At 66.6% G+C, this 26,166-nt stretch carries 18 protein-coding genes; 8 read left to right on the top strand and 10 right to left on the bottom strand.

Annotation, left to right across the window (positions count from 1 at the left end):
• Window positions 1-170: 170 nt before the first annotated feature.
• Both ACVJ6E_RS02355 and ACVJ6E_RS02350 read right to left on the bottom strand, forming a co-directional pair.
• Entirely contained in the window at window positions 171-2,714 is a 2,544-nt protein-coding gene (locus ACVJ6E_RS02355) for a cation:proton antiporter (RefSeq protein WP_120269061.1), read from the bottom strand.
• Between the two features lie 85 nt (window positions 2,715-2,799).
• Complete coding sequence (locus ACVJ6E_RS02350) at window positions 2,800-3,729, bottom strand: DMT family transporter (protein ID WP_185924711.1); 930 nt, start codon at window positions 3,727-3,729, stop codon at window positions 2,800-2,802.
• 478 nt (window positions 3,730-4,207) lie between these two features.
• On the opposite strand from ACVJ6E_RS02350, the gene ACVJ6E_RS02345 reads away from it, so the two are divergent.
• On the top strand, window positions 4,208-6,382 hold the full coding sequence (locus tag ACVJ6E_RS02345; protein ID WP_120269062.1) for a malate synthase G: 2,175 nt from the start codon (window positions 4,208-4,210) through the stop codon (window positions 6,380-6,382).
• A gap of 94 nt (window positions 6,383-6,476) precedes the next feature.
• On the opposite strand, the gene ACVJ6E_RS02340 is transcribed toward ACVJ6E_RS02345, so the two are convergent.
• Both ACVJ6E_RS02340 and ACVJ6E_RS02335 read right to left on the bottom strand, forming a co-directional pair.
• Window positions 6,477-7,958 (bottom strand): ATP-binding protein, encoded by a 1,482-nt coding sequence (locus tag ACVJ6E_RS02340; RefSeq protein ID WP_120269063.1) that lies wholly within the window; start codon window positions 7,956-7,958, stop codon window positions 6,477-6,479.
• The gene (locus tag ACVJ6E_RS02335; protein WP_120269064.1) at window positions 7,955-8,683 is read right to left on the bottom strand and encodes a response regulator; all 729 of its coding nucleotides are present in this window, start codon (window positions 8,681-8,683) and stop codon (window positions 7,955-7,957) included. The genes ACVJ6E_RS02340 and ACVJ6E_RS02335 overlap by 4 nt, the downstream gene beginning before the upstream one ends.
• A gap of 199 nt (window positions 8,684-8,882) precedes the next feature.
• Between ACVJ6E_RS02335 and ACVJ6E_RS02330 the strand changes: the two genes are divergently transcribed.
• The 5 genes from ACVJ6E_RS02330 (at window position 8,883) to ACVJ6E_RS02310 (ending at window position 15,677) form a co-directional block, all read left to right on the top strand.
• On the top strand, window positions 8,883-9,809 hold the full coding sequence (locus tag ACVJ6E_RS02330; protein WP_120269065.1) for an EF-hand domain-containing protein: 927 nt from the start codon (window positions 8,883-8,885) through the stop codon (window positions 9,807-9,809).
• 664 nt (window positions 9,810-10,473) lie between these two features.
• On the top strand, window positions 10,474-11,607 hold the full coding sequence (locus ACVJ6E_RS02325; protein WP_120269282.1) for a type III PLP-dependent enzyme: 1,134 nt from the start codon (window positions 10,474-10,476) through the stop codon (window positions 11,605-11,607).
• Window positions 11,608-11,883: 276 nt separating this feature from the next.
• Window positions 11,884-13,269 (top strand): homospermidine synthase, encoded by a 1,386-nt coding sequence (locus ACVJ6E_RS02320; protein ID WP_067339392.1) that lies wholly within the window; start codon window positions 11,884-11,886, stop codon window positions 13,267-13,269.
• A gap of 153 nt (window positions 13,270-13,422) precedes the next feature.
• A complete protein-coding gene (locus ACVJ6E_RS02315) occupies window positions 13,423-14,646 on the top strand; it encodes an aminotransferase (protein ID WP_120269283.1) in 1,224 nt (407 codons plus the stop codon).
• Window positions 14,647-14,651: 5 nt separating this feature from the next.
• A complete protein-coding gene (locus tag ACVJ6E_RS02310) occupies window positions 14,652-15,677 on the top strand; it encodes an asparaginase (RefSeq protein WP_120269066.1) in 1,026 nt (341 codons plus the stop codon).
• A 43-nt stretch (window positions 15,678-15,720) separates the two neighbouring features.
• Here ACVJ6E_RS02310 and ACVJ6E_RS02305 read toward each other — a convergent pair whose 3' ends face one another.
• Window positions 15,721-17,145 carry a TIGR03808 family TAT-translocated repetitive protein gene (locus ACVJ6E_RS02305; RefSeq protein WP_120269067.1) on the bottom strand — a complete coding sequence of 475 codons (1,425 nt, stop codon included), beginning with the start codon at window positions 17,143-17,145 and terminating at the stop codon, window positions 15,721-15,723.
• Window positions 17,146-17,264: 119 nt separating this feature from the next.
• Window positions 17,265-17,846 (bottom strand): DUF1131 family protein, encoded by a 582-nt coding sequence (locus ACVJ6E_RS02300; RefSeq protein ID WP_120269068.1) that lies wholly within the window; start codon window positions 17,844-17,846, stop codon window positions 17,265-17,267.
• A 566-nt stretch (window positions 17,847-18,412) separates the two neighbouring features.
• Between ACVJ6E_RS02300 and ACVJ6E_RS02295 the strand changes: the two genes are divergently transcribed.
• Window positions 18,413-19,174 carry a helix-turn-helix transcriptional regulator gene (locus tag ACVJ6E_RS02295; RefSeq protein ID WP_491676390.1) on the top strand — a complete coding sequence of 254 codons (762 nt, stop codon included), beginning with the start codon at window positions 18,413-18,415 and terminating at the stop codon, window positions 19,172-19,174.
• A gap of 132 nt (window positions 19,175-19,306) precedes the next feature.
• Here the strand turns inward: ACVJ6E_RS02295 and ACVJ6E_RS02290 are convergent, their stop codons facing one another.
• The 4 genes from ACVJ6E_RS02290 to ACVJ6E_RS02275 form a co-directional block, all read right to left on the bottom strand.
• The gene (locus ACVJ6E_RS02290) at window positions 19,307-19,888 is read right to left on the bottom strand and encodes an LOG family protein (RefSeq protein WP_120269070.1); all 582 of its coding nucleotides are present in this window, start codon (window positions 19,886-19,888) and stop codon (window positions 19,307-19,309) included.
• A gap of 8 nt (window positions 19,889-19,896) precedes the next feature.
• Window positions 19,897-21,288 carry a dipeptidase gene (locus tag ACVJ6E_RS02285; protein WP_120269071.1) on the bottom strand — a complete coding sequence of 464 codons (1,392 nt, stop codon included), beginning with the start codon at window positions 21,286-21,288 and terminating at the stop codon, window positions 19,897-19,899.
• Between the two features lie 219 nt (window positions 21,289-21,507).
• Window positions 21,508-23,700 (bottom strand): inverse autotransporter beta domain-containing protein, encoded by a 2,193-nt coding sequence (locus tag ACVJ6E_RS02280; RefSeq protein WP_120269073.1) that lies wholly within the window; start codon window positions 23,698-23,700, stop codon window positions 21,508-21,510.
• 346 nt (window positions 23,701-24,046) lie between these two features.
• Window positions 24,047-25,603, bottom strand: coding sequence for a helicase HerA-like domain-containing protein (locus ACVJ6E_RS02275; RefSeq protein WP_120269074.1), 1,557 nt, complete (start codon window positions 25,601-25,603; stop codon window positions 24,047-24,049).
• 149 nt (window positions 25,604-25,752) lie between these two features.
• Here ACVJ6E_RS02275 and ACVJ6E_RS02270 point away from each other — a divergent pair, with 149 nt between their 5' ends.
• A complete protein-coding gene (locus ACVJ6E_RS02270) occupies window positions 25,753-26,154 on the top strand; it encodes a DUF2267 domain-containing protein (RefSeq protein ID WP_120269075.1) in 402 nt (133 codons plus the stop codon).
• Window positions 26,155-26,166: the final 12 nt, after the last annotated feature.

Raw genomic sequence — 26,166 nt, 5'->3', positions numbered from 1 at the left:
TGGCGCACGAAAGTCATGCAAATCACTTCATGACATCTGAAATTAGATGTTGAGTGAGGCGAGTCGTCAAGATGTTTCGGGGAAGAAATGATCTTCCGCAACTTAAGCGATAAAAAATCTATTTCTGATTTTCTTTATTTATCATACAACCCTGAGTATATCAGATTGAGTCAACTTTCTTTCACGAGGTTTTCTGCGGCTTCTTCGCTCGCAAGCGCGTCGTCTTCAACTGCGGTGGCGTTCATCTGCCGGCGCTGTGCCGCCATGTTCGCCATGTGCTGCTTCAGCGTCGGATCCTTGTCGGTCAGGCTGCGGAAGTCGGTCCTGGACAGGACGAGCAGGTTGCAATAGCCGAGCGCACGCACATCGGCGGTGCGCGGCTGGCCGGTCAACAGCGCGATCTCGCCGAACACGTCGCCACGACCAAGGCGCACGCGCACATGCTCGGTGATCACCTCGACCGCGCCGGAGGAGATGAAGTAGGCCGTGTCGCCGCGCTCACCCTTTCGGATCAGCAGCTCGCCGGGCACGGCAAAGAGCGGCCGCATCAGCCGGGAAATCGCGCGGATACGGTCCTCGCTGAGGTCGCGGAACAGCGGCAGCTGCGCGGTCAGCTCCTCTGTGCGCATCCCCATGTCCAGCTTCGGCCGCGAGTCGGCCGTCTCCCGATTCTCGTTCACGCCCTGCGACAGGTTGGAATAGAGCTCGGTGCCGATGAGGTTCTGCGCGTAGAGCGAGCGGTAGGCGTCTTCCTCCAGCCGCAGCGCGGCCTTCTGCAGAAAGCGCTGGTCGAGGCTGTCGGCATAGTCGGGATACTGCAGCCGCAACGCCTCAAGCGCGGTGGTCGTCGCCTCGCGGCGGCCGAGCAGGATCTCCGTCAGGATCTCGACCACGCGGCGGCCCAGCAGCGGCTCGATCTTCTCGTTGGTGAAGGCGATCAGCTCATCCAGCACGATCCGGTTCAGCAGCAGCATCTCGTAGCGGTCGCCGAGCAGGCGGGCGAGCCAGCGGTCGTATTTGACGTTCCGCTGGAGCCACTGGGCAAGCCGCATGGTGCGCGGAAAGGCGAGGGCCTGGCGCGCGGCGCGGTTGTACTCGATGCGGCCGCCGGCGCGGGCCCGGTCGGCGATGCGGCCGATGCGGGCCAGCAGCTCCTCGGCGGTGTGGATCGAGGCGGTGCGCTCGCGAAGGTGGCGCAGCACGATCTCGCGTTCTCGGTTGGAGATCGACACGAGGCCCACCGTGACGCGGTCGCGGTCGAGGATCTCGTCCATGCCACCGTCGAGGCCTTGCGCCTCGATCAGCCGCTCGCGGTAGCGTCGGTCGGTCTCTTCCGCCGCCGCCGGTGCGATGTGGTATTCCGAAATCGCGCGGGCCACGCCTTCGCGCACATTGGCAAGCGCAAGGGCCAGCACCTGGGCCCGCATCGCAGCGTCCAGCGGCGGCAGCTTGTCGAGGCCGAACACCTTGATCAGGGGCTTCAGCGTCGTGCCGTATACCAGCAGCGTGAACAGCACGAAGCCGGTGGCGAGCACGGCGACGAAGCGCTTTATCTGCGGGTCGATGGCAAGGTTCTCGGTAACGCCGAGCGCCAGCGTCAAGGTGATCGCCCCGCGCATCCCGCCCCACAGCATGACCGTCTTGAACGGCGTGCTGACGGGCTGCGACAGTTGCAGCAGGCTCATCAGCGGCAACAGGCCGAACAGCACCACGGCGCGGGCGGCAAGTGCGGCCGCCACGACGATGGCCAGGAGGGCGATGTCGTACCAGCCGACGTCCACAAGCAGCTTCGGGATCAGGATCGAGGCCAGCATGAAGATCAGCGACGAGGCCCAGAAGGCGATCTGGTCCCACACGTCGTTGAGATAGGTCCAGCCGTCCGGGGTGACGCGCGAGGGGCCGGCGAGATTGATGACGATGCCTGCCACGACGACGGCAACGACACCGGATACGCCGATGAAGTTTTCCGCGATGATGTAGACCAGATAGGGCATGGCGACGCTGAGCGTCACCTGGGCGAGGCGGAAGTCGCGCACCAGCGGGAGCAGGCGCACCAGCACCTGGCCGCCGATATAGCCGAGCGCCATGCCGCCGGAAAAGCTCCACAGGAACAGCTCGACGCCGTCGGCGAGCGTGGGGGCCGAGCCGCCCGTCATCGCGCCGAGCAGAATGACGAACAGGGCGATCGCGGCCGCGTCGTTGAGCAGGCTTTCGCCCTCCACCAGGCGGCCGAGGCGCGCCGGCGCGCCGATGTCGCGGAAGATCGCGACGACCGCGACCGGGTCGGTGGTGGCGACAATGGCGCCAAGCAGCAGGCAGGCGACCAGCGGCACCGTGGTGAAGGGCGCGAGCGCGAACCCGATGAAGGCGGTCGCGACCACCACCGCGACCACCGCCATCACGAAGATGACGCCGGCGTCGTCCGCCATGCGGCGCACATCGAGCGTCAACGTCGTCTGGAACAGCAGCACCGGCAGGAACAGGTGAAGAATGCCCTGCGAGTTCAGCGGCAGGTTCACGAAGACGGACGCGATCTGATTGAACGCGTCGGTGCTCGGCGTGTAAAGCAGCCAGCCCGAGAGCACGCCGATCGCGGTGCCGACAAGCGCCAGCAACACGGACGGGGCCACCTTCAGCCGCCGCGCAAGCGGCTGGATGAGAGAGATGACGACGAGGAGGCCGGCGATGGCTGCGATGAAGAGGGGCGCTTGCATGTCCCCTCTATCTTGCCACATTTCGACAATGACGCGACCGTTTCGCGTCGTCCTCCGAAATTTTCGGTGTTGATTGTGCGGCTGGTCAGGTGGCCGGGGCGGGTTTGCGCGACTTTCGCTCGGAAAGCGCGATGCCGACCAGAACCAGGCACAGCGCGGCGGCGTGGTACAGGTGGAACGGCTCGCCGAGCAGGCTGACGGCCAGCAGGGAGGAGAAGATTGGCACCAGGTTGATGAAAACCCCGGCGCGTCCCGGCCCAACCAGTTCCACCCCGCGCATGAAGAAGATCTGCGACAGGCAGGACGGGAAGATCGAGATATAGGCGATCACCAGCCAGCCCTTGGGCGTTGGCCATTGCAGCGCGCCCTGCGCCACTTCCATGGCGAACAGAGGCACGGAGGTGACCGCGGCGACCACTGCCAGCACGGTGAAGAAGACCATGCCGGAAACCGGCGGGCGCTTGCGCAGCAGCACGGCGTAAAGCGAGTAGAGCAGACAGGCGACGATCATCAGCGCGTCGCCGATATTCACCTCGAGCCCCGCCAGGCGCGACAGGTCACCCTGCGCGGCGATGAAGGCGACACCGGCCATGGTGACCAGCACGCCGAGCGCCTGCAGCGGCCGGATCGGCGTGCGCAGGATCACCAGCGCGCCGAGCAGCACGAACATCGGCATGGAGCCCTGGATGATGCCGAGATTGACGGCGGTCGTGCTGTGGGCGGCGATGTAGAACAGCGCGTTGAAGGCCGTGAAGCCGAACATGCCCATGGCGATGAGAATCGGCAGGTGCCGCCGCAGCGTCGGCCATTCGGCCCGGACCTGCCGCCCGTACAGCACCAGCAGCAGGCCCGAGACGGCGATCCAGCGCAGCAGCACGACGGCCATCGGCGAGACCTCGCCGATGGCGAGCCGGCCGGCAATGGTGTTGCCGCCCCAGAACAGGGTGGTCAGCACCAGCAGCAGGATCGGCTGGTTGAAGAAGCGCGTGAGCAGGGGCGAGCCGGATTGCGACATGGGGCCATTGGTCCGCGCCGGAGCAGGACGCGCGCCGGCCGTCTTGCCGGGGCATTCCGTCGTCCGGACTTGCTGGGGTGGCCCGCACCATGGGCGTGTCTCGCCGGCGCGGGATCGAAGAAACAGCTCTATCGTATGACGAATTGCACCAGTCGATGCAAGCCACGCGGGCGGGACCGGGCATTGCACCAGACGCAGGGCTGCAATGCAGCGGAGATTGTTTCCCGTGAGGATCAAGTCTTTTCGATTTGTGCAAGATTGACCGGGAAAGGGTCCCTGCGGTTTGATGAGGATCGAACCGTTCCGTTCGGATTTCATCCGTCAGACCGCGCCTCATCAGCGCTTGCCCGGTGTCCCTGCATCGTCTTTTGTGAAGACCGTGCTGCCCGCGCAAGCCGGAGATCGCCGTGACGGACGCATCCGACAGAGCGCTGCAACAGTCACACCAAGAAACGTCGACCAGGGAGTGCCGACCGCCATGGACCGTATCGAGATTGCCGGCCTGAAGATCGCCCCGGAACTGCGGGATTTTGTCGAGCAGGAGGCCCTGCCGGGCACCGGCGTGACGGCGGACGCGTTCTGGAAGGGCCTGTCGGCCATCGTGCACGACATGGCGCCGGAGAATCGCGACCTGCTGGCCCGCCGCGATGCGCTGCAGGCGAAGATCGACGACTGGCACCGCGCCCATCCCGGCCCGGTCGACCTCGCCGCCTACAAGGCCTTTCTCAAGGAGATCGGCTATCTGGTGGACGAAGGCCCCGCCTTCTCGGTGACGACGCAGAATGTCGACCCGGAAATCGCTTCCATCGCCGGCCCGCAGCTGGTGGTGCCGATCACCAATGCCCGTTACGCGTTGAACGCGGCCAATGCCCGCTGGGGTTCGCTTTATGATGCGCTCTACGGCACGGATGCCATGGGTTCCCTGCCGCAGGGCGGTGGCTACGATCCGGCGCGTGGCGCCGAGGTGGTGGCGCATGCCAAGGCGCTGCTCGACGAGCGCGTGCCGCTGTCCGCGCCCTGGGCGAGCGTCACCGGCCTTTCCGTCGAGGGCGGCAAGCTGAAGGTCGCGGGCGAGGGCGGGGCGGCTCTCACTCTGTCCGACCCGGCGCAGTTCGTCGGCTATCGCGGCGAGGCGTCTGCGCCCGCGGCCGTGCTCTTCGTCAAGAACGGCATGCATATCGAGGTCGCGATCGACCCGAGCAACCCGATCGGCAAGACCGACCCGGCCGGCATCTCCGACGTGGTGCTCGAGGCCGCCGTCTCCACCATCATGGACTGCGAGGATTCGGTCGCAGCCGTCGATGCGGAAGACAAGGTCGTCGCATATCGCAACTGGCTCGGCCTGCTCAAGGGCGACCTGACCGCCTCCTTCTCCAAGGGCGGGCGCGAGATGGTGCGCCGCATGGAGGGCGATCGGACCTATGCGACGCCGGCTGGCGGCGAGACGGTTCTGCATGGCCGCTCGCTGATGCTGGTGCGCAATGTCGGTCACCTCATGACCACGCCGGCGATCCTCGACCGCGACGGCAAGGAGGTGCCGGAAGGCATCCTCGACGGCATGATGACCGCTCTGATCGCCATGCACGACATCGGCACGGGCGGCCCGTCCGGCGGCGGGCGGCGGATGAACTCGCGCGCCGGCTCGCTCTACATCGTCAAGCCGAAGATGCACGGCCCCGACGAGGTCGCCTTGGCCAACCGGCTGTTCGGCCGGATCGAGCAGGCGCTGGGCCTTGCCGCCGACACGCTGAAGATGGGCATCATGGACGAGGAGCGGCGCACGACCGTCAACCTCAAGGAGTGCATCCGCGCGGCGTCCTCGCGCGTGTGCTTCATCAATACCGGCTTCCTCGACCGCACCGGCGACGAGATGCACACCTCGATGGAAGCCGGCCCGATGATCCGCAAGGGCGACATGAAGCAGGCCGCCTGGATCCAGGCCTATGAGAACTGGAACGTCGACGTCGGCCTCGAATGCGGCCTGCCGGGTCACGCCCAGATCGGCAAGGGCATGTGGGCGATGCCGGACCTGATGAAGGCGATGCTGGAGCAGAAGGTCGGCCATCCGAAGTCCGGCGCCAACACGGCCTGGGTGCCGTCGCCGACCGCCGCGACCCTGCATGCGCTGCACTACCATGTGGTCGATGTCGCTGCCCGGCAGCAGGAACTGAAGGCCCGCGGCCGCGCCAGCCTCGACGACATCCTGTCGATCCCGGTCGCCGAGCGGCCGAACTGGTCGGCGGAGGAAATCCAGGCCGAGCTCGACAACAACGCGCAGGGCATCCTCGGCTACGTGGTGCGCTGGGTCGACCAGGGCGTCGGCTGCTCCAAGGTGCCGGACATCAACAATGTCGGCCTGATGGAAGATCGGGCGACGCTGCGCATCTCGTCCCAGCATATCGCCAACTGGCTGCGCCACGGCGTTTGCAGCGAGGCGCAGGTGATGGAGACGATGAAGCGCATGGCGAAGGTCGTCGACGGCCAGAATGCAGGCGATCCGCTCTACACGCCGATGGCCGCGGACTTCGACGGCTCGATCGCCTTCAAGGCCGCATGCGACCTGGTGTTCAAGGGCCGCGAGCAGCCCTCCGGCTATACCGAGCCGGTTCTGCATGCCCGCCGCCTGGAGGTGAAGGCCGCCGCCCGCGGCTGACGCTGGCACCAGGGCGAAACGAACAAAGCCTCCCGGCTGTCCGGCCGGGAGGCTTTTTCTTTGCGGGTCGGTCGGGGATTCGCGCCCGGCGGCCTTACCGGCGGCCGGGACGGTCGTCCATCGGCAGCGCGATCCGTGCTTCCAGGCCGCCCTCGGGATGGTTGGCGAGGGTCAAGGTGCCGCCATGTGCATGCACGATGGAGCGGGCGATGGAGAGGCCGAGGCCGATGCCGCCCGTTTCCTCCGACCGGGATTCCTCCAGTCGCACGAAAGGCTCGAACACGTCCTTCAGCCGTTCCTCCGGAATGCCCGGGCCGTGGTCGCGTACGGTGATGATCGCCTGTCCGCCTTCCGTCGCCAGAGCCAGTTCCGCATCGCCGCCGTAGCGAACGGCATTGTCGATGAGGTTGCGCAGCGCCCGTTTCAGGCTGAACGGCCGGCACGAGACGACGCAGCGCGTCTGCGGCGGGTCGAAGGCGACGGGGCGGCCGATATCGCGGTAATCCTCGGCGATTGCGTCGATGAAGTCGCCGAGATCGGTCGGCGCGCCGACCTCTCGCGAGGCCTCGTCGCGGGCGAAGGCCAGAGCCGCCTCGACCATGCGCTGCATCTCGTCGAGCGTCTCGATCATCTTCTCCCGGTTCTCGTCGTCGTCGATGAACTCGGCGCGGATCCTGAGCGAGGTGATCGGTGTGCGCAGGTCATGGCTGATGGCGCCGAGCATGCGGGTGCGGTCGCGCACGAAGCGGGTCAGGCGGTCCTGCATCACGTTGAAGGCCCGGATCGTGCCGCGCACCTCGGAAGGACCGCTTTCGGGCAGCGGCTCCACATCCTCGCCGCGCCCCAGCCGGCCGGCGGCGGCCGCCAGTTCGCGCAAGGGGCGGGTGAGGCGGCTGACGGTCACGCCGATGACCAGCACGATGGCGCCGGCCATCAGGGCGACGGTGACGAAGACCGGAAGCAGCGTGTTGCGCGGTACGCGGAAGCGGCTGGCTCCATTGAGCCAGCGCCCGTCCGACAGCTGCACGGAGAGCGTCAGCGATACCGGCGCGGCGCGCCAGTTGCTGTGATGGAAGGGCGCCCGGTATTCGCGCGTCCGCTTGCTCGCCTGCTGCTCCGCCGGCCGGTCCTCCGCCTCGTCCTCGCCCTCGCTGTCGCCGACATCGATCCGCCGGCGCGACGGCGGGGCGTGGGAGACCTCGCGCCGCGAGACGTCGACCCGGATCGTCTTGCCGGCATTCAGCTCCTCGCCGAGCATCGCGGCGATCCGCTTGTCGGTCTTGCCGCGGCCGGCCTCGGCAAGGGCAGGGGCGTCGTCGATCCAGTACCAGAGGAAGCGGCTGGAGATCGCCCGCAGCATGTCCGGATGCTGGCTTTCCGGCGCGGCCTCGACCAGGCGCACCAGGGAGACGGTGCGCGAGACGATGGTATTACGGGCAAGCTCCACCAGCGCCACCCGGCGCTCTCCGGCGAAGAGCCACAAGGTGATGACCTGGGCCAGCACCACCGCGATCAGCAGCAGGGCGACGAGCTGTCCGGCGAGCGAGCGCGGCCAGGGGCGAAAGCGAGGCGTCATGCGAGCAGGTCCTCGACCTCGGCGGTGAATGTGTACCCGCCGCCCCACACGGTCTTGATCAGCTCCGGGTTTTTCGGGTCCGGCTCGATCTTGCGGCGCAGGCGGCTGACCTGGTTGTCGATGGATCGGTCGAAGGCGGCCGGGCTGCGGCCGGAGGTGATGTCGAGCAACTGGTCGCGCGACAGCACCATGCGCGGCCGCTTCAGGAAGGCGATCAAGAGCTGGAACTCGCCGGTCGACAGCGGCACGGCAATCCCGTCCTCACCCGTCAGCAAGCGCTTGGGCACATCGAGCCGCCAGCCGGCGAAGGCGAGCGTCTCCGCCTCGATCGGGTCGCGTTGCCTGGGCACCTGGGAGGAGCGGCGCAGCACGGCGCGGATGCGGGCCAGCAGCTCGCGCGGATTGAACGGCTTGGTCACATAGTCGTCTGCGCCGATCTCCAGCCCGACGATGCGGTCGGTGTCCTCGGCCATCGCCGTGAGCAGGATCACCGGCATGGTGCCGCTCTCCACCAGCGACCGGCAGAGCGACAGGCCGTCCTCGCCGGGCATCATGATGTCGAGCACGACGAGATCGACGGCCGCGGCCTTTAGGAACTTGCGCGCCTGGGCGGCATTTTCCGCGACCGAGGCCCGAAGCCCGTTCTTGCGCAGATAGCGCGCCAGCGACTCGCGAATGTCGCGGTGGTCGTCGACGACGAGAATGTGTGGCCCGCTTTCGCTCATGATCGCTTTCGCCTCGAATGTCTCCCTCGCATTCTAGATATCGTCGCAGGCGCGGGCAGGGAAACCGCAATTGTATCCAGATGTAACGGGTACGCGACCCGTCACAGCTTGCGACACAAAGGCGGTGTTGCGGGCACATTTCAGCGACAACCGACCGCTAGACCGGTGTCATCGCAGTGACCGACAAGGAGATGACGCGATGACGACTTTCAAGAAGATCACGCTGGCCGCCCTCGCCGCGGCGCTGGTCGGAACCACCGCCATGCCCGCCTTTGCCGACCGTGACGGTGGCAAGCACGGCTGGGGCCGCGACGGCGGCAAGCCGGGCTGGCACCAGTCCCATCGTGGCGGCAAGAACGGCTGGCATCGTGGTGGCCGCGGCAACATGGCCCGGATGTTCATGGAGCGCTTCGACACCGATGGCGACGGCAAGGTGACCCAGGCCGAGATCGACGCCAAGGTGGAAGCGACCTTCACGGCCGCCGATACCAATGGCGACGGCAAGGTCACGCTGGACGAGTTCAAGGTCGCTTACCAGAACGAGTTCAGCGAGCGCCGCGTTCGCGCCTTCCAGCGTCTCGACCGTGACGGCGACGGCAAGATCACTGAGGACGAGTACAATGGCCGTATGGAGCGCATGATCTCCCGCATGGAGCAGCGCGCCGGCGACGACGACAACAAGAAGGGCCGCGGCGGTCCGCGTGGTCATGGCCGGATGATGGAGCGCTTCGATGCGGACGGCGACGGCAACGTCACCGGCGACGAGATTCGCGCCGCCCGGGCGGATGCCTTTGCCAAGGCCGACGCCGATGGCGACAAGACGTTGACGCTCGAGGAGTTCGGCACGATCTGGGCCGAGCGGATGGACAGCCGCATGGTGCGGGCCTTCCAGCGTCTCGATCGTGACGGCGACCTTGCCATCACCCGCGAGGAAGCGGCACGTCCCTTCGCCGGCCTCGTGGCCCGCATGGACCGCAACGGCGACGGCGCACTCTCGCGTGAAGACCGTCCGCGCGGCGGCAAGCGCCATCACGGCGGCAAGCGCTGGCATGGCGAGATGCATCACGGCATGAAGGGCGAAGGTCGCGGCGAGCGCGGCGAAGGCCCGCGTGGCGGCAACGACTGAGAGGCCGGCGTACGCGCAAGACCTCTTCGCTGATCTGTGCAAGCGGCGGGACCTCGTGTCCCGCCGTTCGCGTTGGCGCAAGTAGCGAGGGCGGTCTCCGAAACGCACCGATTCCCCTGCGGCGCCCGGCGTTTGGCCGCTCTGTTGTGGCCTTGCGGCGGGCGGCCTGTGGCTGCTATCGGAAAAACTCACAGGGAAATGCGGAAATGCATAGGGGATGCGCAAAAAATGCACCTGCTCGGGGGATTTTTCCCTTGATTAAGACAGGCTCCTGATTCATATCTCCCCTTGCCCAAATTCGCACGTGCCCGTGGTCGTCCAACCGAAAGGTGGCAGTCGCTCAAAAGGGCCCGGACCTGTCCGGAATAGAGCGACAAAACGGATGGCTTAAAGCAACGACGTAAGAGGGCTTTTTTGGTCTCTGCCGGGTTTCCAAGTCCCGGGGTCACTGAAGAGGCACTTGTTACATCATTGCCGGCCGTGCGGTTCGGGACACCCGATCCAATCCAAGGCAGCAATCGCGGAACGGCGACACGCTTGCGCACATGCACGCGTTGAACCCGACCGTTGCATATGGCGTCCGTTTTCTCCCCGTCTCCAAAGCGGGCGGGAGGCGCGATCGCATATGCACCTGTACCGGAATTCGGACTTGCGGGTGAATGCCATGACCGAGCGCATCAAGAACTTCCTCCGGCAGCGACGAGGCGACGGGCCTTGCGTCGTCGTCGATCTCGACATCGTCCAGGACAACTATCTCGCGTTCGAGCGGGCCCTGCCGGACACCCGCGTCTTCTACGCGGTGAAGGCGAACCCGGCTCCCGAGATCCTGTCGCTGCTCGCCAGCCTCGGCTCCTCCTTCGACTGCGCCTCGGTGCCGGAGATCGAGATGGCCCTGGCCGCCGGCGCAGGCCCCGACCGCATTTCCTTCGGCAACACCATCAAGAAGGAGCGCGATGTCGCGCGTGCCTTCGAGCTGGGCGTGCGCCTGTTCGCCGTCGACTGCGAGGCCGAGGTCGAGAAGATCTCCCGCGCCGCTCCCGGTGCGCAGGTGTTCTGCCGCATCCTGTGCGATGGCGCCGGCGCCGACTGGCCGCTGTCGCGCAAGTTCGGCTGCGCGCCCTCCATGGCGCCGCAGGTGCTCGAGCATGCCCATCGTCTGGGCCTGGTTGCGCATGGCGTGTCGTTCCACGTCGGCTCGCAGCAGGCGAATGTCGAGGCCTGGGACACGGCTCTGGCTTCTGCCGCCGCGATCTTCCGCGAGATGGCCGAGCGCGGCATCGTGCTGTCGATGGTCAACCTGGGTGGCGGTTTCCCCGCGCGCTACCTGAAGGACGTCCCGGGCGTGCCGCGCTACGGCGAGGCCATCCTGCGCGGCCTGGCCAAGCATTTCGGCAACCGCATCCCGCAGACGATCATCGAGCCGGGCCGCGGCATGGTCGGCGATGCCGGCATGATCGAGGCCGAGGTGGTCCTGATTTCGAAGAAGTCCGAGGCCGAGGATGAGATCCGTTGGGTCTACCTCGACATCGGCAAGTTCAACGGCCTAGCCGAGACCATGGACGAGGCGATCCGCTATCCGATCCGCACGGACAAGGATGACGACCGCAAGACCCCGTGCGTGCTCGCCGGCCCGACCTGCGACAGCGTCGACGTGCTTTACGAAAAGGCTCCGTACGAGCTCCCCGTCAGCCTGTCGATCGGCGACAAGGTGCTGATCGAGGCGTGCGGCGCCTACACCACCACCTATTCGGCGGTGGCATTCAATGGCTTCGAGCCTCTGCGCTCCTACGTCATCTGACGGTCATCCAGAATCACATCTATAGAGATCCCGAATAACTCCGAACCGGCCGGTCGCGAAAGCGACCGGCCGACGTTATGGTCGAGCCATGGCGAGCCTTGCCCGCTGCCCGCCATGCCGACAGTTGTAAGCAAAAGGACACCCGCCATGACCGAAACGAAGATGCCGGCGGCGAAGAAGACCGCCAAGTCCGCCCCGGCGACCCAGTCGGCCGCCAGCTCTGCTGCGGCGGAGAAGTCCTGGCCCGTGCACGGCACGATTTCCGGCCCGATCGTGATGATCGGCTTCGGCTCCATCGGCAAGGGCACCCTGCCGCTGATCGAGCGCCATTTCCGCTTCGACGCCTCGCGCGTGACGGTGATCGATCCGGTCGACGCCGACCGCAAGCTGGTCGATGACCGTGGCTACAAGTTCCTCAAGGAAGCGATCACCAAGGACAACTACCGTGATGTCCTGTCGCCGCTGCTCACCGAGGGCGAGGGCCAGGGCTTTTGCGTCAACCTGTCGGTCGACACGTCCTCGCTGGATCTGATGAAGCTCTGCCGCGAGCTGGGCGTCCTGTATATCGACACCGTCGTCGAGCCTTGGCTCGGCTTCTATTTCGACGAGAACGCCGACAACGCCTCGCGTACCAACTACGCGCTGCGCGAGACCGTCCGCCGCGAGAAGAAGAAGAACCCGGGCGGCACCACCGCCGTGTCCTGCTGCGGTGCCAACCCCGGCATGGTCTCCTGGTTCGTCAAGCAGGCGCTGGTCGACATCGCCCGCGATACCGGTGCCAAGTTCGAGGAGCCGACCAACCGCAAGGGTTGGGCGAAGCTGATGAAGAAGGTCGGCGTCAAGGGCGTGCACATCGCCGAGCGCGACACCCAGCGGGCCAAGAAGCCGAAGCCGATGGGCGCATTCTGGAACACCTGGTCGGTCGAGGGCTTCCTCTCCGAGGGCTTCCAGCCGTCCGAGCTGGGTTGGGGCACGCACGAGAAGTGGATGCCGAAGAACGCCCGCAAGCACAAGAAGGGCTGCAAGGCTGCGATCTACCTGGAGCAGCCGGGCGCAAACACCCGCGTGCGCACCTGGTGCCCGACGCCGGGCGCCCAGTACGGCTTCCTCGTCACGCATAACGAGTCGATCTCCATCGCCGACTTCTTCACGCTGAAGGAGGACGGCAAGGTCGTCTACCGTCCGACCTGCCACTACGCCTATCACCCGGCCAACGACGCGGTGCTGTCGCTGCATGAGCTGTTCGGCGCCGCCGGCAAGATGCAGGAGACCCTGCACGTGCTGGGCGAGGACGAGATCATCGACGGCATCGACGAACTCGGCGTGCTGCTCTACGGCCACGAGAAGAACGCCTACTGGTACGGCTCGCAGCTCTCCATCGAGGAGACCCGCGAAATCGCCCCCTACCAGAACGCGACGGGCCTGCAGGTGACCTCGGCCGTGCTCGCCGGCATGGTCTGGGCGCTGGAGAACCCGAACGAGGGCATCGTCGAGGCCGACGAGATGGACTACCGCCGTTGCCTCGAGGTCCAGCGGCCGTATCTCGGCCCGGTCAAGGGCTACTACACCGACTGGACGCCGCTCACCGATCGCCCGGGCTTTTTCCCGGAGGATCTCGACGAGAGCGATCCCTGGCAGTTCCGCAACATCCTGGTGCGCTGAGCTCGTATCACCATCCGGACGTCCCGACGGCCCGTGCCGATCTTCCCTAGCGGGAGGCCGGCGCGGGCCGTTCGCGCATCCTCACTCGACGCAGCCGCCGCGAATGGCTACAACCCCCCGGACAAAGTCGCCATGTGGGAACGCAAGCACGCCATGAAGCCGACCAATCCTGTCTTCACCGGACTGCCGACGACGATCTTCGAGACCATGTCCCGGCTCGCCATCGCCAATGGAGCGATCAATCTGGGCCAGGGCTTTCCGGATGTGGACGGGCCGCAGGACGTGCGCCAGGCCGCAGCCGATGCGCTGATGGCCGGCCCGAACCAGTATCCGCCGATGCTGGGCCTGCCGGAGCTGCGCCAGGCGGTCGCCGCCTCCACAAAGCGCTTCTACGATCTCGACGTCGACTGGCAGAGCGAGGTCATGGTCACCTCGGGCGCGACCGAAGCGCTGGCCGACGTGCTGCTGGCCCTGCTGGAGCCGGGCGACGAGGTCATCCTGATCGAGCCGCTCTATGACTGCTATCTGCCGCTGGTGAAGCGGGCGGGCGGCATTCCGGTGCGCCTGCGCGTGACCCCGCCGCAGTGGAAGCTCGACCTCGGCAAGCTGGCCGATGCCTTCACCGAGAACACCAAGGCGATCCTCATCAACAACCCGATGAACCCGGCCGGCAAGGTGTTCGGGGAAGAGGAACTGGCCGCGATCGCGCGTCTTTGCATCGAGCACGGCGTCTACGCGATCTGCGACGAGGTCTACGAGCATTTGCTGTTCGACGGCCGCCAGCACTTGCCGCTGATGGCGTTTCCGGGCATGCGCGAGCGTGCGGTGCGCATCGGCTCCGCCGGCAAGACCTTCTCGCTGACCGGCTGGAAGGTCGGCTATGTCACGGCTGCGCCGAACCTGCTCGATCCGATCGCCAAGGCGCACCAGTTCGTCACCTTCACGACGCCGCCGAACCTGCAGAAGGCGGTGGCCTATGGCCTTGGCAAGGAAGACAGCTACTTCCTGACCCTGCGCGACGAGATGCAGGCCAAGCGCGACCGCTTCGCCAGCGGGCTCGCGGCACTCGGCTTCGGCGTGCTGCCGTGCGAGGGCACCTACTTCCTGACCTGCGACGTCTCGACCCTCGGCCTGCAGGGCACGGATGTCGATATCTGCCGCCAACTGGTGGAAGAGGCGGGCGTTGCCGCTGTGCCGGTCTCCGCCTTCTACGTCGCCGATGCGCCGACCAATTTCGTGCGCTTCTGCTTCTGCAAGAAGGACGAGGTGCTGGACGGGGCGCTGGAACGGCTGGACGCTTTCCTCTCGGCCCGCGGCAGCGTCTCTGCCGTCCTGTCGGCGCCGGGTTCCCTCCAGGTGGCCGCCGAAAGGGCTTGAGCGAGATGGAAAACCCGGTGCTGGTTGAAGTGCTGCGCGGTGATGCGGTGGAAAGCCGCCATCGCGGCGCCCTTGCGGTGGTCGATGCTGCAGGCCATGTGGTCGCGGCGCTCGGCGATCATCAGCGTCCGGTCTTCCCGCGCTCGGCCATCAAGGTTCTCCAGGCCCTGCCTCTGGTGGAATCGGGAGCTGCTGAAGCGCTCGATTTCAACGATGCCGAGCTTGCGCTCGCCTGCTCCTCGCACAATGGCGAGGAGGTGCATGTCAACGCGGCACGGGTGATGCTGATGAAGGCCGGCCTCGACGAGGACGCGCTGGAATGCGGCAGTCAGTGGCCGCGGCGGATGGAGGACGTTGCCGTCCTTCACCGGGCGGATGCCTCGCCTTGCCCGTTGCACAACAACTGCTCGGGCAAGCATTCCGGCTTCCTCGGCCTTGCCCGCACGCTCGGCGTGCCCACCCGCGGGTATGTCGAGCCGGACCATCCGGTACAGCTGGAGGTGCGGGCCGCCATCGAGCAGATGGCCGGCATTGACTTGTCCGCGATGCCGCGCGGCACGGACGGATGCTCGATCCCCGCTTATGCGATGCCGATGGCGCCGCTGGCGCGTGCCTTTGCCTGTCTGGGGACCGGCGAAGGGCTCGAGCCCTTGCGCGCACAGGCGGTGGAACGGCTCTACAATGCCTGTGTCGACCATCCGTTCATGATCGCCGGTACGGGCCGCTTTTGTACCGAGGTGATGGGAGCACTCGGCGGGCGGGTCTTCGTGAAAACCGGCGCCGAAGGTGTCTTCACCGCGGCGATCCCCGAGCTCGGCTTCGGCATTGCGCTGAAATGCGATGACGGCGCGACGCGCGCGGCCGAAACGATGATGGCCGCTGTCATCGATGCTCTGCTGGAACTCGACGAGGACGAGGCGAAAGCCCTGCGCCCCTGGCTCGCGCCGCCGCTGGCCAACTGGAACGGCAGGCCCGTCGGCAGCATTCGTGCCGTGGCAGAAGCCTTCGCGCCGCTGAGAAGCCTCGCCTGACGACGAGTGCCGGCTGAGCCGCGCTGACCGGCGACCGCCGGTCCTACCGCACCATGTTGCCCTGGATGGCGAGATGGCCGAAGCCGTCGGCCGCGCCCGGCCGTGTCAGGTCGCCGGTGGCCGCTTCCTTCCAGCGATGGCCGACGACGGCGCCGCCCGGCGTGCCGGAGAAGATGTTCCCGGAAATCAGCGCTGCGCCGGCTCCCTCGACCACCGTCACGGCCGCGCCCACCGGGCAGTCGCGGATGACGTTTGAGGCGATGCTGACGTCGCGCAGATACGGCCCCCAGCCCATGTGCAGGCCGAAGCGCGCGGCCTTTTCCACCACATTGCCGGTGACAGCCGTGTCGGCCTCGACAGCGATACCGATGCCGAAGCCCTGCACTTCCGCCGGATAGGGGCCGGTATCGACGATGTTGCGGACAATATTTCCCGAGCAGGTGGCAAGCCGGCCGCCGTCCAGGAAATTGGCGATGGAAATGCCGATGGCGCCGCCGTCGACCAGGTTGTCGGCGATCACCGCTCCCTGAAAGGCAAATTCCGAATAGATCGCGGTCTCGCCCGAACGCAGGCACGAATTGCCCTCGATCAGCACATTGGAACCGCTGTTGGAGCGGATCGCCGAGAAGGCGCAATCGGCGATGCGGTTGCCGCGCACGACGACGCCATGGGCACGGAAGATGTTGATGCCGTTGCCGTTCTGCCCGGTGCCGCCGTCGCGGGCGGAGATCCGCTCCACCCGATTGCCGGAGACGATGCTGCCGTCCTCTCCCTCACTCCAGCGATGCACCAGAATGCCGGCATTGGCACAGTCATGGACATGATTGTCGGTGATCGACAGACCGCGCGCCTCGATGGAGCGCAGACCGGCCGTGCGGGCCCCGGAGATCGTGTTCCCGACGACGCGCCCGCCGCAGCGGTCCAGCGCGAGGCCTGCCTGCGAGCTGCCGGTGATGGTGCAGCCTTCGATCAGGAGGTCGTCGACATCGGCAAAGTGCAGCAGGGCAGGCGTGTATTCGCCGAGCAGCCGGTTGTCGCCGTCGAAATGGATCCCCTCCATGCCGATGGTGCCGGGTCCTTGCGCGAACAGGAGATGGCCACCGCCCTGATAGTCGAGGCGGGTCTGGCCGGGCAGGCCGACAAGGCGGGTACCGGGGGGGAGGCGCAGGTTGGCGACCGTATAGCGTCCACCGGGCAGGAACAGCGCCCGTCCGCGCTCGGCCGCCGCATCGATGGCCTGCTGCATCAGGCTGCTCTGGTCGTCAGCCGCGCCGGGGCGGATGCCGAATTCGCTCGCCTCGATGGTGCCGCGCAGGTCCGCGACGCGTACCGCTGCGGCAGCCGGCCTTGCGGCGTGCGGCAGGAGAAGAGGTGAAACGAGACCGGCAAGCGCCAGCCCGCCGCGCAACAGCCCGCGCCGTGTCGGCCCGGATTGCGCGCGACCTTGCGCCTCAAACGGCGATGCCATGTGCTGCCTGTCTCGTTTCATGCCTATCCACTCTCCCCGCCGCATACGACGCAAACGGCGTGCCGGAACACCCGTCCCGAAACGGGACGGTGCTCGCGGTTCCGATAGGAAGGGGAAGGTCAGGCGCGACCGGGCGTCCAGATGATCCGCTGCAGCACCGCTTCGCGGAGCTGGTCGCTGGGCGCGAGCTGATCGAACGGGCCGGGATATTGCGGGATCGCGTAGACGAGCGTGACGTTGCTGGTGCCGCGCGCCTTGCAGATCGCCATGCCGCGCCACAGGTTGCGGCCGACCCGGCAATCGCCGCGCGAGGTGCCGATATCCGCAAAGCTCATGCCGATGCGCTCGCCGTTGGGACCCTGCAGGTGGTGGGTCACGCCGTGCATCTCGCGCAGCTTGCCGTTGCTGCCCTTGTAGAAGTGCAGAACCTGGAAACCCTCGGCGTTGTAGGCACCTATGGCCCACTCGGTCTTGTCCTCGGTCGCGGCCTGGAAGCCTTCAGTGGTGAAGCCGGGCAGGGCAGCGGCGATCGCCTTTTCAGAGTAGGTCGTTTCGGCGGTGATGCCGCCGGCGCCGGCTTCGGTGATCTGGACCTGCGGGCCTGGCGTGCGGATCGAGCCGACGGTGTCGCCATCGAGCGTCGGCGAGCAGGCGGCAAGCAGAGGCAGGAGAAGGAAGAGGGCGGAACGTGAAAGTCTCATCGTGAATCGGATCTCCTCGACTGTGCCCGGCCCGGCAGATAGCACTCATGAGCCTGGCAAGGAACCCCTGAGGGGGCGGTGTTTTGTCCCCTCCACCACGCGCGGTACCCCTGATGAGATTGCCCTTCGCGGAATTGACAGTAATGGATGCGGCGATCCGGCACGGTTTTTCGCCGCTCGGTCGTGAGGCGACTTGAAAAGGTTGAAATCGCAATGAATTGCGGAGACGCCTCGACGCTTTTCTTTCGTTGCAGTAAAAACTATTGGTAACAGAGGGTTGCAGAACTCCGGCGTTCCATGGTCTGATTGGAGTACTCGGGGTCAGCTGCCCTGTCAGGATTCGGAAGACCGTGGTCGGACGCCCCTCCGGGGAGGGGGAGGGCGCCGGCATAGTGCGGTTTTTGGTTCGTCCCGCGTCGGGAGCCTCGCTGGGGCGGGGAAATTCTGACAGGGAAGGAGCGCCTGCAGGGTGGTGGTACGCCTGTTAGTTTGACGGGCTTGCGGAGCGGGAAATGCGCGCTCGGCGGGTGTCGGCCCTCAAACTGGCACAATTTGCGAGTGTATGCATGGGTGAAGATGCCAAGCCGCGAGCCGGCGAGGCTCTTAGGACGAAAGGCAGGGAAGAGATGGCCGACCCGATGGAGACGCAGTCCAAGGCGGCGGCGATTGCCGAAGCACAGACGGGCAAGCATGTTCTCGACATCGTCGAGGCTCAGCTGCGCAAGCTGGGGGCGACACATATCCTGGTGACCGGGCTGCCGATGCCGAACCGGCCGATCGATGGCCTGGTCCACCGCTTCCGCTGGGCGGACGAGCGTGCCGGCGGCATCGAGCGCAGCGACCTCGACACCGAGGACGGCGCGCTGATGCTGGGTCTGATGCGCAACCGGGCATTCCTTTGGGATGTGACGGTGGGCGACATGGAGCACTCCGAGCTCTTTGCGTCGCTCGGCGGTGAAACCCGCGTGGTGGTGGTGCCGGTGACGGAGACGCATCCGTTCCAGGCCGTGGTGATGGGCGGTGGCGCCCATCTGGAGGCGGGCTCGGTCGAGCTCTCCAATCTCGAGCTGATCTGCAACACCGCCTTCCGCCGGCTGATCGATCTCGGTGTGCTGTCGACGCAGCGCCCTGGCGACCTTTCGGCGCGCGAGCGGCGTGTGCTGGAGCTCACCGCGCTCGGCAAGACTGCGAGCGATATCGCCGGTTTGCTCGACATCTCGCAGCGGACGGTGCACGCGCATCTGCAGAACGCCAGCGCCAAGCTCAACGCATCCAACAAGACCCATACCGTGGTCGAGGCCTTGCGCTACGGCCAGATCCGGCTCTGACCGGAGGCGGACGGGACGCCGGCGGAAAGCCGGCAGCAGAAACGAAAACGGCCACCTGGACGATTAGTCCGGGTGGCCGTTGTCATTTGGTGTCCACGTCGCCTGCCGCCGCCGAGGGCGGCGGGCGCCGGGTCAGGTTTCGTCGCGCTTGATCCACTTCGGCGTTGCCGGCGGCTCGTAGCGCTCGAACCTGGCGAGCAGCTCCGCCGGGTCGTTGGCCACCAGCACCATGTCGCGCATCACCGGTTTCACGAACTCCTCGTCCCGCTGCAGGTCGAGGAAGTCGAGGAGCCCGTCATAGAAGCCGTCGACATTCAGGAAGCCGCAGGGCTTGCGGTGATAGCCGAGCTGCCCCCAGGTCCAGATCTCGAACAGCTCCTCCAGCGTGCCTGCACCGCCCGGCAGGGCGATGAACCCGTCGGAGAAGTCGGCCATCATCGCCTTGCGTTCGTGCATGGAGGCGACGATGTGCAGCTCGCTGAGACCGGCATGGGCGAGCTCCTTCTCCTGCAGGGAGAGCGGCAGCACGCCGATGACCTCGCCGCCGGCCGCCAGGGCACCATCGGCGACCGCGCCCATCAGCCCGACCTTCGCCCCGCCATAGACGAGGCGCCGGCCGGAGCGGGCAATGGCCGCGCCGGTGGCGACGGCGGCCTCGCGATAGGCGGGCTTGGCTCCCATGCTGGAGCCGCAGAAAACGCAGATAGACTTCATTGCCGCAATCAGCCCTTCGCCAGTTCGTCGAGCACGCGGGCCCAGGAGCGGATGCCCTTGTGATAGCTGGTCATCTCGTACTTCTCGTTGGGCGAGTGCACGCGGTCGTCATCCAGCCCGAAGCCTATCAGCAGCGAGTCCATGCCGAGCATGGTCTTGAAGTCGCCGACGATCGGAATGGATCCGCCGCAGCCGATCAGCGCCGCCTCGCGGCCCCATTCGTCGGACAGCGCCTTGCGGCCCTTGGCCAGGGCCGGGCTGTCGAAGGGCAGGCGCAGGGCCGGGCTGCCGCCGTGCTTGTGGAAGGTGACGGTGCAGTCTGCCGGGAGCTTTGCTTCCACATAGGCGCGGAAGGCGGCCCGCACCTTCTCCGGATCCTGGTCGCCGACCAGGCGGAACGAGATCTTGGCATGGGCCTGCGAAGCGATGACGGTCTTGAAGCCGGCACCGTTGTAGCCGCCCCACACGCCGTTGATCTCGCAGGTCGGGCGCGTCCAGATCTGCTCAAGAGCGGTGCGGTCCTGTTCGCCCGCCGGATACTTCAGATCGACGCCGCCGAGGAAGGCCTCGTGGTCGAAGCCGAGCTTGTCCCACAGCGCGCGCACGTCCTCGGGCATCTCGATGACGCCGTCATAGAAGCCGGGCAGGGTCACCTTGCCGGTTTCGTCGTGCAGGCCGGCGAGAATGTCGGCCAGCACATGCAGCGGGTTGCGGGCGGCGCCGCCATACATGCCCGAATGCAGGTCCTTGTCGGCGGCGGTGATGGTGATCTCTTCCCCGACGAGACCGCGCAGCATGGTGGTGATGCCGGGGGTCTGGCGATCCCACATGCCGGTGTCGCACACCAGCGCGAGGTCGCAGGCGAGCTCGTCCTTGTTGGCGGTCAGGAACGGATGGAGCGACGGCGAGCCGGACTCCTCTTCGCCCTCCAGCAGCACGGAGACGGAGACCGGCAGCCCGCCGGTCTCGGCGATCCACGCGCGGGCGGCCTCGACGAAGGTCATCAGCTGGCCCTTGTCGTCCGCGGAGCCGCGGGCAACGATCATCTTCGAGCCGTCCGGGCGGGTCACGACGGCCGGGTCGAACGGATCGCGCTCCCAAAGGTCGAGGGGATCGACCGGCTGGACGTCGTAATGGCCGTAGAACAGCACATGGGGGCCTGCCTTGCCGTCTTCCTTGCGGTGGCCGACGACCATCGGGTGACCGTTGGTGTCGCGCACGCTCGCCGGGATGCCGATGGCCGTCAGTTCGTTCGCCAGCCAATCCGCTGCCTGTCGGCAATCGTTCTTGAAGGCCGGGTCGGTGGAAATGCTCTTGATGCGAACGAGGTCGAAGAGACGGGCGAGCGAGTCGTCGAAATCGGAGTCGATTCGAGACAGGACCCGGTCGAGATCGGACATGGTAGGGCTCCGCTGCGAGAGGATGCCCGCGGGCCGACAGACCATGGCAAGGACTGCGGCCGGCGCGCTGGTGAGGGAACCCAGCATGGACACAGATCAGCGGTCAAGGCAAGGCGCGGCGCGGTCCCGGATCGGGACCCGCCGCGCCTTGGGGCCGGGGAGGCGGCCGCTTGTGGAAAGGCCGCCGCGCGGATGGCGCGGCGGCGCGTTGTCCGCGTCCTAGTAGTTGTTGACGGGCGCGCAGGTGCTCGTCACGTCGGCATTGGTGAGTTCCGCCCCATTCAGCACGAAGGCACTACCGGGCGACTGGGTCAGGCTTGTCGGCATGAAGGGCGAGCGGCCGCAGGCCTCGGGCGTTCCGGTGACCGTTACGGAGCCGTTGAGGTTCTCGAAAGCGCCCATCATCCAGAAGCCGGCTCGGCCCGCCTGGTCGATCTCCACCGTGTCGAAGGTGAGTGCGTCGGAGGGGTTCAGCATCTGCATCAGCTGGATGCCGATGACATCGACATTGGAGATCGAGATGTCGGTGAAGCTGGAGTCGCGGATGCCCATGATCATCATGCCGCTGTTGGTGGCCCCATCGATGGTCAGGTTCTGGAAGTCGTAGCCGTGGTTGGACTCCGAGCCGACGATGATCGACCAGTCGCCGCTGAACGAGCTGATGTTGATGCCGCTGCGCACGCCGAGGCTCGGCAGCGCGCCGATGCCGGTCAGCACGGAGTTGCGGTAGCCGATCTCGCCGGAGGCGACGAAGGCCGCTCCGTCCGCAGTGGTTTGGGCGATGTCGACGGCATTGAGGTCGGCGCGGTGGACATAGTGGAACACCAGGCCTTCCTTCGCCGTGTTCGAGATGTCGACATTCGCGAAGGTGAGGTCCTGCGAGACATTGGCGAAGATGCCCATCCCCACCCGGTCGGCGGTCACGTTCTCGACCGTGACGTGGCTCGCCCGGTTGAGGCGGATGCCGACGCCGACCTCGGTGTCTTCCGGGCTGAAGTTGCTGAAACCGTCCGCCGTGTCGAAGGCGATTTCCGACAGGGCGACGTGGGCCACAGTGAGGTCCGAACCGTTCTGGAAGTTGATGCCGGTGCCGGCCACGTTCGAGATGCGCAGGTCCGTAAGCGTCACTCGGCTGGCGCCGTCGGATGCAACTGCGGTGCGGCCGCCAGACAGCGAGAAGCCGGAGAGGACCGTATCGTCCGCCATCGCGAAGAGGTCGCGTGACGCGTCGCTGCCGTGAAGGCGGGTGTCGCCCACCCGCAAGGTGCGGCCGGTGAGCGGATTGCGCACGTCGAACGCGCCGGCGATCCGCTGGTTGGCAGCAAGGGTGATGGTGTCGTCGATCTCGATGACCGTGCCGTTGCCGTTGACGAACACCTGCTGGCCGGGGGTAGCGGCCTCGATGGCCTGGCCGACATTGCCGTTCGCCGGGTCGATCACCACCAGGTTGTCGAGCGTCGCGCCCGTGCGGGCATCGACGCCCGTTACCTCGGCTCCAAAGGCTCCGGCCTGGGTTACCACGTCCACGTCGCGAACCACCGTCTCGGTCATCCGCCGCTGAAGCGCGGTCAGGCGCGTGCCGCGCTCTTCCCCGCCGATCGCGCGCTGCAGGGGCAGGCGCAGCCGGGCGCCGAAGAAGCCTTGCGAGCCGCGCGGACTGTCGTACTGGTACTCGGCGAGCAGGCTGACGCGGCTGCCCTCGAACAGGACATCGTTCATCCGGTATTCGGCGCGCACACGCGGCCCCCAGACGGTTTCCGCCTTGTCTTCCCAGAAGGCGTAGCCGCCGCCATGCAGCCAGAATTCGTCGCGTCCGTCGCCCAGCAGGTTGAGGCCGGTGAGGACGCCCGCCTCGATATCGAGGCCGCGCATGGCGCGTTCCTCACCGCCGCGCACGGTGATCGAGCTCGGGCCGACCCGCGCAGTGTCATGGGAGGCGAGCTGGTGTGTCGTCTTGCCGACCGGCAGATAGGCATTGGCGCGCAGGTTGAAATGCTCGGTCATCAGCTCGGCGCCGAGCGTCACCTGCAGGAAATGGTTGTTGTACTGGGATCGGCGGTAGTCGAGGAAACCGTAAGCACCGACGATCCAGCGATTGTCGATGATCTGGCGGATGCCGAGACCTGCATTGACCTCCTGCGAGCCGGAGGCGCCGAACGTGCCGCGAATGTCGGTGTAGATCAGCCGATCGAAGGTCTGGTACAGCGGCACGAAGAGGGTCGTCTCTCCGGTGCTGGAGCGACCAGTCGTGCCCGCCTTGCCGCCGACTTCCAGATGCGGTCCCCACAAGGGCGCGCCCACCCCTGCAGGATCAACCTGCTGGGCATCGGCAATCGCCGGGGCGAGAAGAAGACCGCAAAGCGCAGTGGACAGCGCAGTGGCGCGCAGGAGCTTCGATCTGCTTGACGTCATGCCTAACCTTTTTCCGGACAGGCGGACGTGCGGCGCCGGACACGCATGCCCGGTCGCAGCGCGAAATGTCCGCGCGGTCTCTTGTTGGATATTTGGGGACGGGTTCAGCCTGGCTGCGTGTGCTTGCTCGGGCGAACCGGATCTCGGGAGCCGCCTGTCGGGTGGCTCGATGGGGCAGGCATAGGACCTGCAAAAACATGAGTCAATTATTCATATTATGCCAACAAAGGCCTCCGGCTTTTTACCGAAGGCAAGCCGCTGATTGCCGTCGCGGCGAGGCCGGCCCCGCCGCCGGCGGGCCGAAAAAGGATCTGTGGAGAGTTCCGGGCCCGGTCCGGAGCGAGGCCTAGAAGCCCCGCTTGATCGAGCCCAGGACGCCGCGTGCCAGCGCCCGGCCGAGTGCCGAGCCCAGCGAACGCACGACCGATTTCACGGCAGCGTCCGCCACGCTGTCGGAGCGCGAGCGGCTGGACCGGGTCCGGCTGCGGCTGGGTGCCGGGGTGGGCGAGGTGCCGAAGTCGGGGATCTCGAAGCCGGAACGGGTGCGACGGGGCGAGCCGCGCCGCTCGATCTCCTGCTCCTCGCGCGCCTTCTGGCGCTCTTCCATCCGGGCTGCCTCTTCGGCCCGGCGCTTGAGCACTTCGAAGGCGGAATCGCGATCCACGGTCTCGTCGTAGAGATGGCCGACAGGGCTCATCGTTATGATCTCGCGGCGCTCGCTCGCGGTGAGCGGCCCAAGCCGCGAGGAGGGCGGCCGCACCAGAGTGCGCTGGACGATGGAAGGAACGCCTTTGCCTTCCAGCACCGAGACCAGCGCCTCGCCGACGCCCAGCTCCATGATGGTGCGCTCGGTGTCGAGATCCGGGTTGGGGCGGAAGGTTTCCGCGGCGGCGCGAACGGCCTTCTGTTCGCGCGGGGTGTAGGCGCGCAGGGCATGCTGCACCCGGTTGCCGAGCTGCGCCAGAACCGTGTCCGGCACGTCGAGCGGATTCTGGGTGACGAAATAGACGCCGACGCCCTTGGAGCGGATCAGCCGTACCACCTGCTCGACCTTCTCCAGCAGCGCCTTGGGCGCCTCGGAAAACAGCAGATGCGCCTCGTCGAAGAAGAAGACCAGCCGCGGCTTTTCCGGGTCGCCCACTTCGGGCAGTTCCTCGAACAGCTCGGACAGCAGCCACAGAAGGAAGGTGGCGTAGAGGCGCGGCGCGCCCATTAGCTTGTCGGCGGCCAGCACCGAGACGACGCCGCGCCCGTCGCGCGTGGTGCGCATCATGTCGCGGATATCGAGCGCCGGTTCGCCGAAGAAGGCATCGCCGCCCTGGCGCTCGAGCATCAGCAACTGACGCTGGATCGCACCGACCGAGGCCTTCGAGACGTTGCCGTAGACGCGCGACAGCTCCGACGCCCGCTCGGACACATGCGCGAGCAAGGCCTGCAGGTCCTTCAGGTCGAGCAGCAGCAGGCCTTCGTCGTCCGCCAGTTCGAAGGCAACGTTGAGGACGCCTTCCTGCGTCGGATTGAGGTCCATCAGGCGGGCGAGGAGCAGCGGCCCCATCTCGGAGACCGTGGCGCGGATCGGATGTCCCTGTTCGCCGAACAGGTCCCAGAAGATCGTGGGGAAGTCTTCGTAGATGTAATCGTCCGTGAAGCCGATCTGCGCGGCGCGCTTTTCCAGGAAGTCCTTCCTCTCGCCGCTGGCGGCGATACCGGACAGGTCGCCCTTCACATCGGCACAGAAAACCGGGACGCCTGCATTGGAAAAGCCCTCGGCGAGGATCTGCAGCGAGACGGTCTTGCCGGTGCCCGTGGCGCCGGTGATCAGGCCGTGCCGGTTGGCAAGCTTCAGCGTCAGATATTCCGGCTTGCCCGATCCGCCGATGAAGATCTTGTCTGCGTCCTGCACTGCGTGCGCCTCCGCTGCCACCGTCGGCCCCTCCGACGCTTCGAAAAACCATGTAACCCGCAGATCGCGCTGTGTATAGCGGTTGTCGCGGTGCGCGCTCTCGTGCCAAATTACCGGCCAGACGCCCGATGATTCCTCTGGGGGGACACATGGACGAACTTGTCAGCCGGATTGCTGCGGCTGCTGGCATCAGCGAAGACCTCGCCCGTCAGGCGATCGGTATCATCCTCAACTTTCTCGATCGCGACGGCCCGCAGGATGCGGTGGCCCGGATCGTCGATGCCCTGCCGGGCGCTTCTCAGCTGATGGCGGAGCAGGGCGGCGGCGGTGGCGGCGGGCTGCTCGGCAGCCTTGCAGGCAAGCTCGGCGGCAGCATCGGCGGCGGAATGGGAGCGATGGCGGCCCTCAATGAGCTGACCAATGCGGGGCTCGACATGGGCGAGGTGCAGACCGTCACCCGCGAACTGGTGCAGGCCGCGCGCGAACACGCAGGCGCCGATGTGGTCGATCGTGTGGTTTCCTCGATCCCCGGCCTCGGCCAGGTGCTCTGAGCTGGCCGTGCT

Source organism: Stappia sp. G46H5W, from assembly GCF_058448995.1.
Note: the sequence above shows the minus strand (reverse complement) of the source record. Positions and strands in the feature narration are given on the sequence as shown.

Coding starts and splice junctions, on each gene's coding strand:
- ACVJ6E_RS02305 (WP_120269067.1), bottom strand. CDS start 17,145: ATGGCATCGCCGTTTGAGGCGCAAGGTCGCGCGCAATCCGGGCCGACA.
- ACVJ6E_RS02335 (WP_120269064.1), bottom strand. CDS start 8,683: ATGAGCGAAAGCGGGCCACACATTCTCGTCGTCGACGACCACCGCGAC.
- ACVJ6E_RS02285 (WP_120269071.1), bottom strand. CDS start 21,288: ATGTCCGATCTCGACCGGGTCCTGTCTCGAATCGACTCCGATTTCGAC.
- ACVJ6E_RS02315 (WP_120269283.1), top strand. CDS start 13,423: ATGAAGCCGACCAATCCTGTCTTCACCGGACTGCCGACGACGATCTTC.
- ACVJ6E_RS02355 (WP_120269061.1), bottom strand. CDS start 2,714: ATGCAAGCGCCCCTCTTCATCGCAGCCATCGCCGGCCTCCTCGTCGTC.
- ACVJ6E_RS02310 (WP_120269066.1), top strand. CDS start 14,652: ATGGAAAACCCGGTGCTGGTTGAAGTGCTGCGCGGTGATGCGGTGGAA.
- ACVJ6E_RS02345 (WP_120269062.1), top strand. CDS start 4,208: ATGGACCGTATCGAGATTGCCGGCCTGAAGATCGCCCCGGAACTGCGG.
- ACVJ6E_RS02270 (WP_120269075.1), top strand. CDS start 25,753: ATGGACGAACTTGTCAGCCGGATTGCTGCGGCTGCTGGCATCAGCGAA.
- ACVJ6E_RS02300 (WP_120269068.1), bottom strand. CDS start 17,846: ATGAGACTTTCACGTTCCGCCCTCTTCCTTCTCCTGCCTCTGCTTGCC.
- ACVJ6E_RS02320 (WP_067339392.1), top strand. CDS start 11,884: ATGATCGGCTTCGGCTCCATCGGCAAGGGCACCCTGCCGCTGATCGAG.
- ACVJ6E_RS02350 (WP_185924711.1), bottom strand. CDS start 3,729: ATGTCGCAATCCGGCTCGCCCCTGCTCACGCGCTTCTTCAACCAGCCG.
- ACVJ6E_RS02280 (WP_120269073.1), bottom strand. CDS start 23,700: ATGACGTCAAGCAGATCGAAGCTCCTGCGCGCCACTGCGCTGTCCACT.
- ACVJ6E_RS02340 (WP_120269063.1), bottom strand. CDS start 7,958: ATGACGCCTCGCTTTCGCCCCTGGCCGCGCTCGCTCGCCGGACAGCTC.
- ACVJ6E_RS02290 (WP_120269070.1), bottom strand. CDS start 19,888: ATGAAGTCTATCTGCGTTTTCTGCGGCTCCAGCATGGGAGCCAAGCCC.
- ACVJ6E_RS02325 (WP_120269282.1), top strand. CDS start 10,474: ATGACCGAGCGCATCAAGAACTTCCTCCGGCAGCGACGAGGCGACGGG.
- ACVJ6E_RS02295 (WP_491676390.1), top strand. CDS start 18,413: ATGGGTGAAGATGCCAAGCCGCGAGCCGGCGAGGCTCTTAGGACGAAA.
- ACVJ6E_RS02330 (WP_120269065.1), top strand. CDS start 8,883: ATGACGACTTTCAAGAAGATCACGCTGGCCGCCCTCGCCGCGGCGCTG.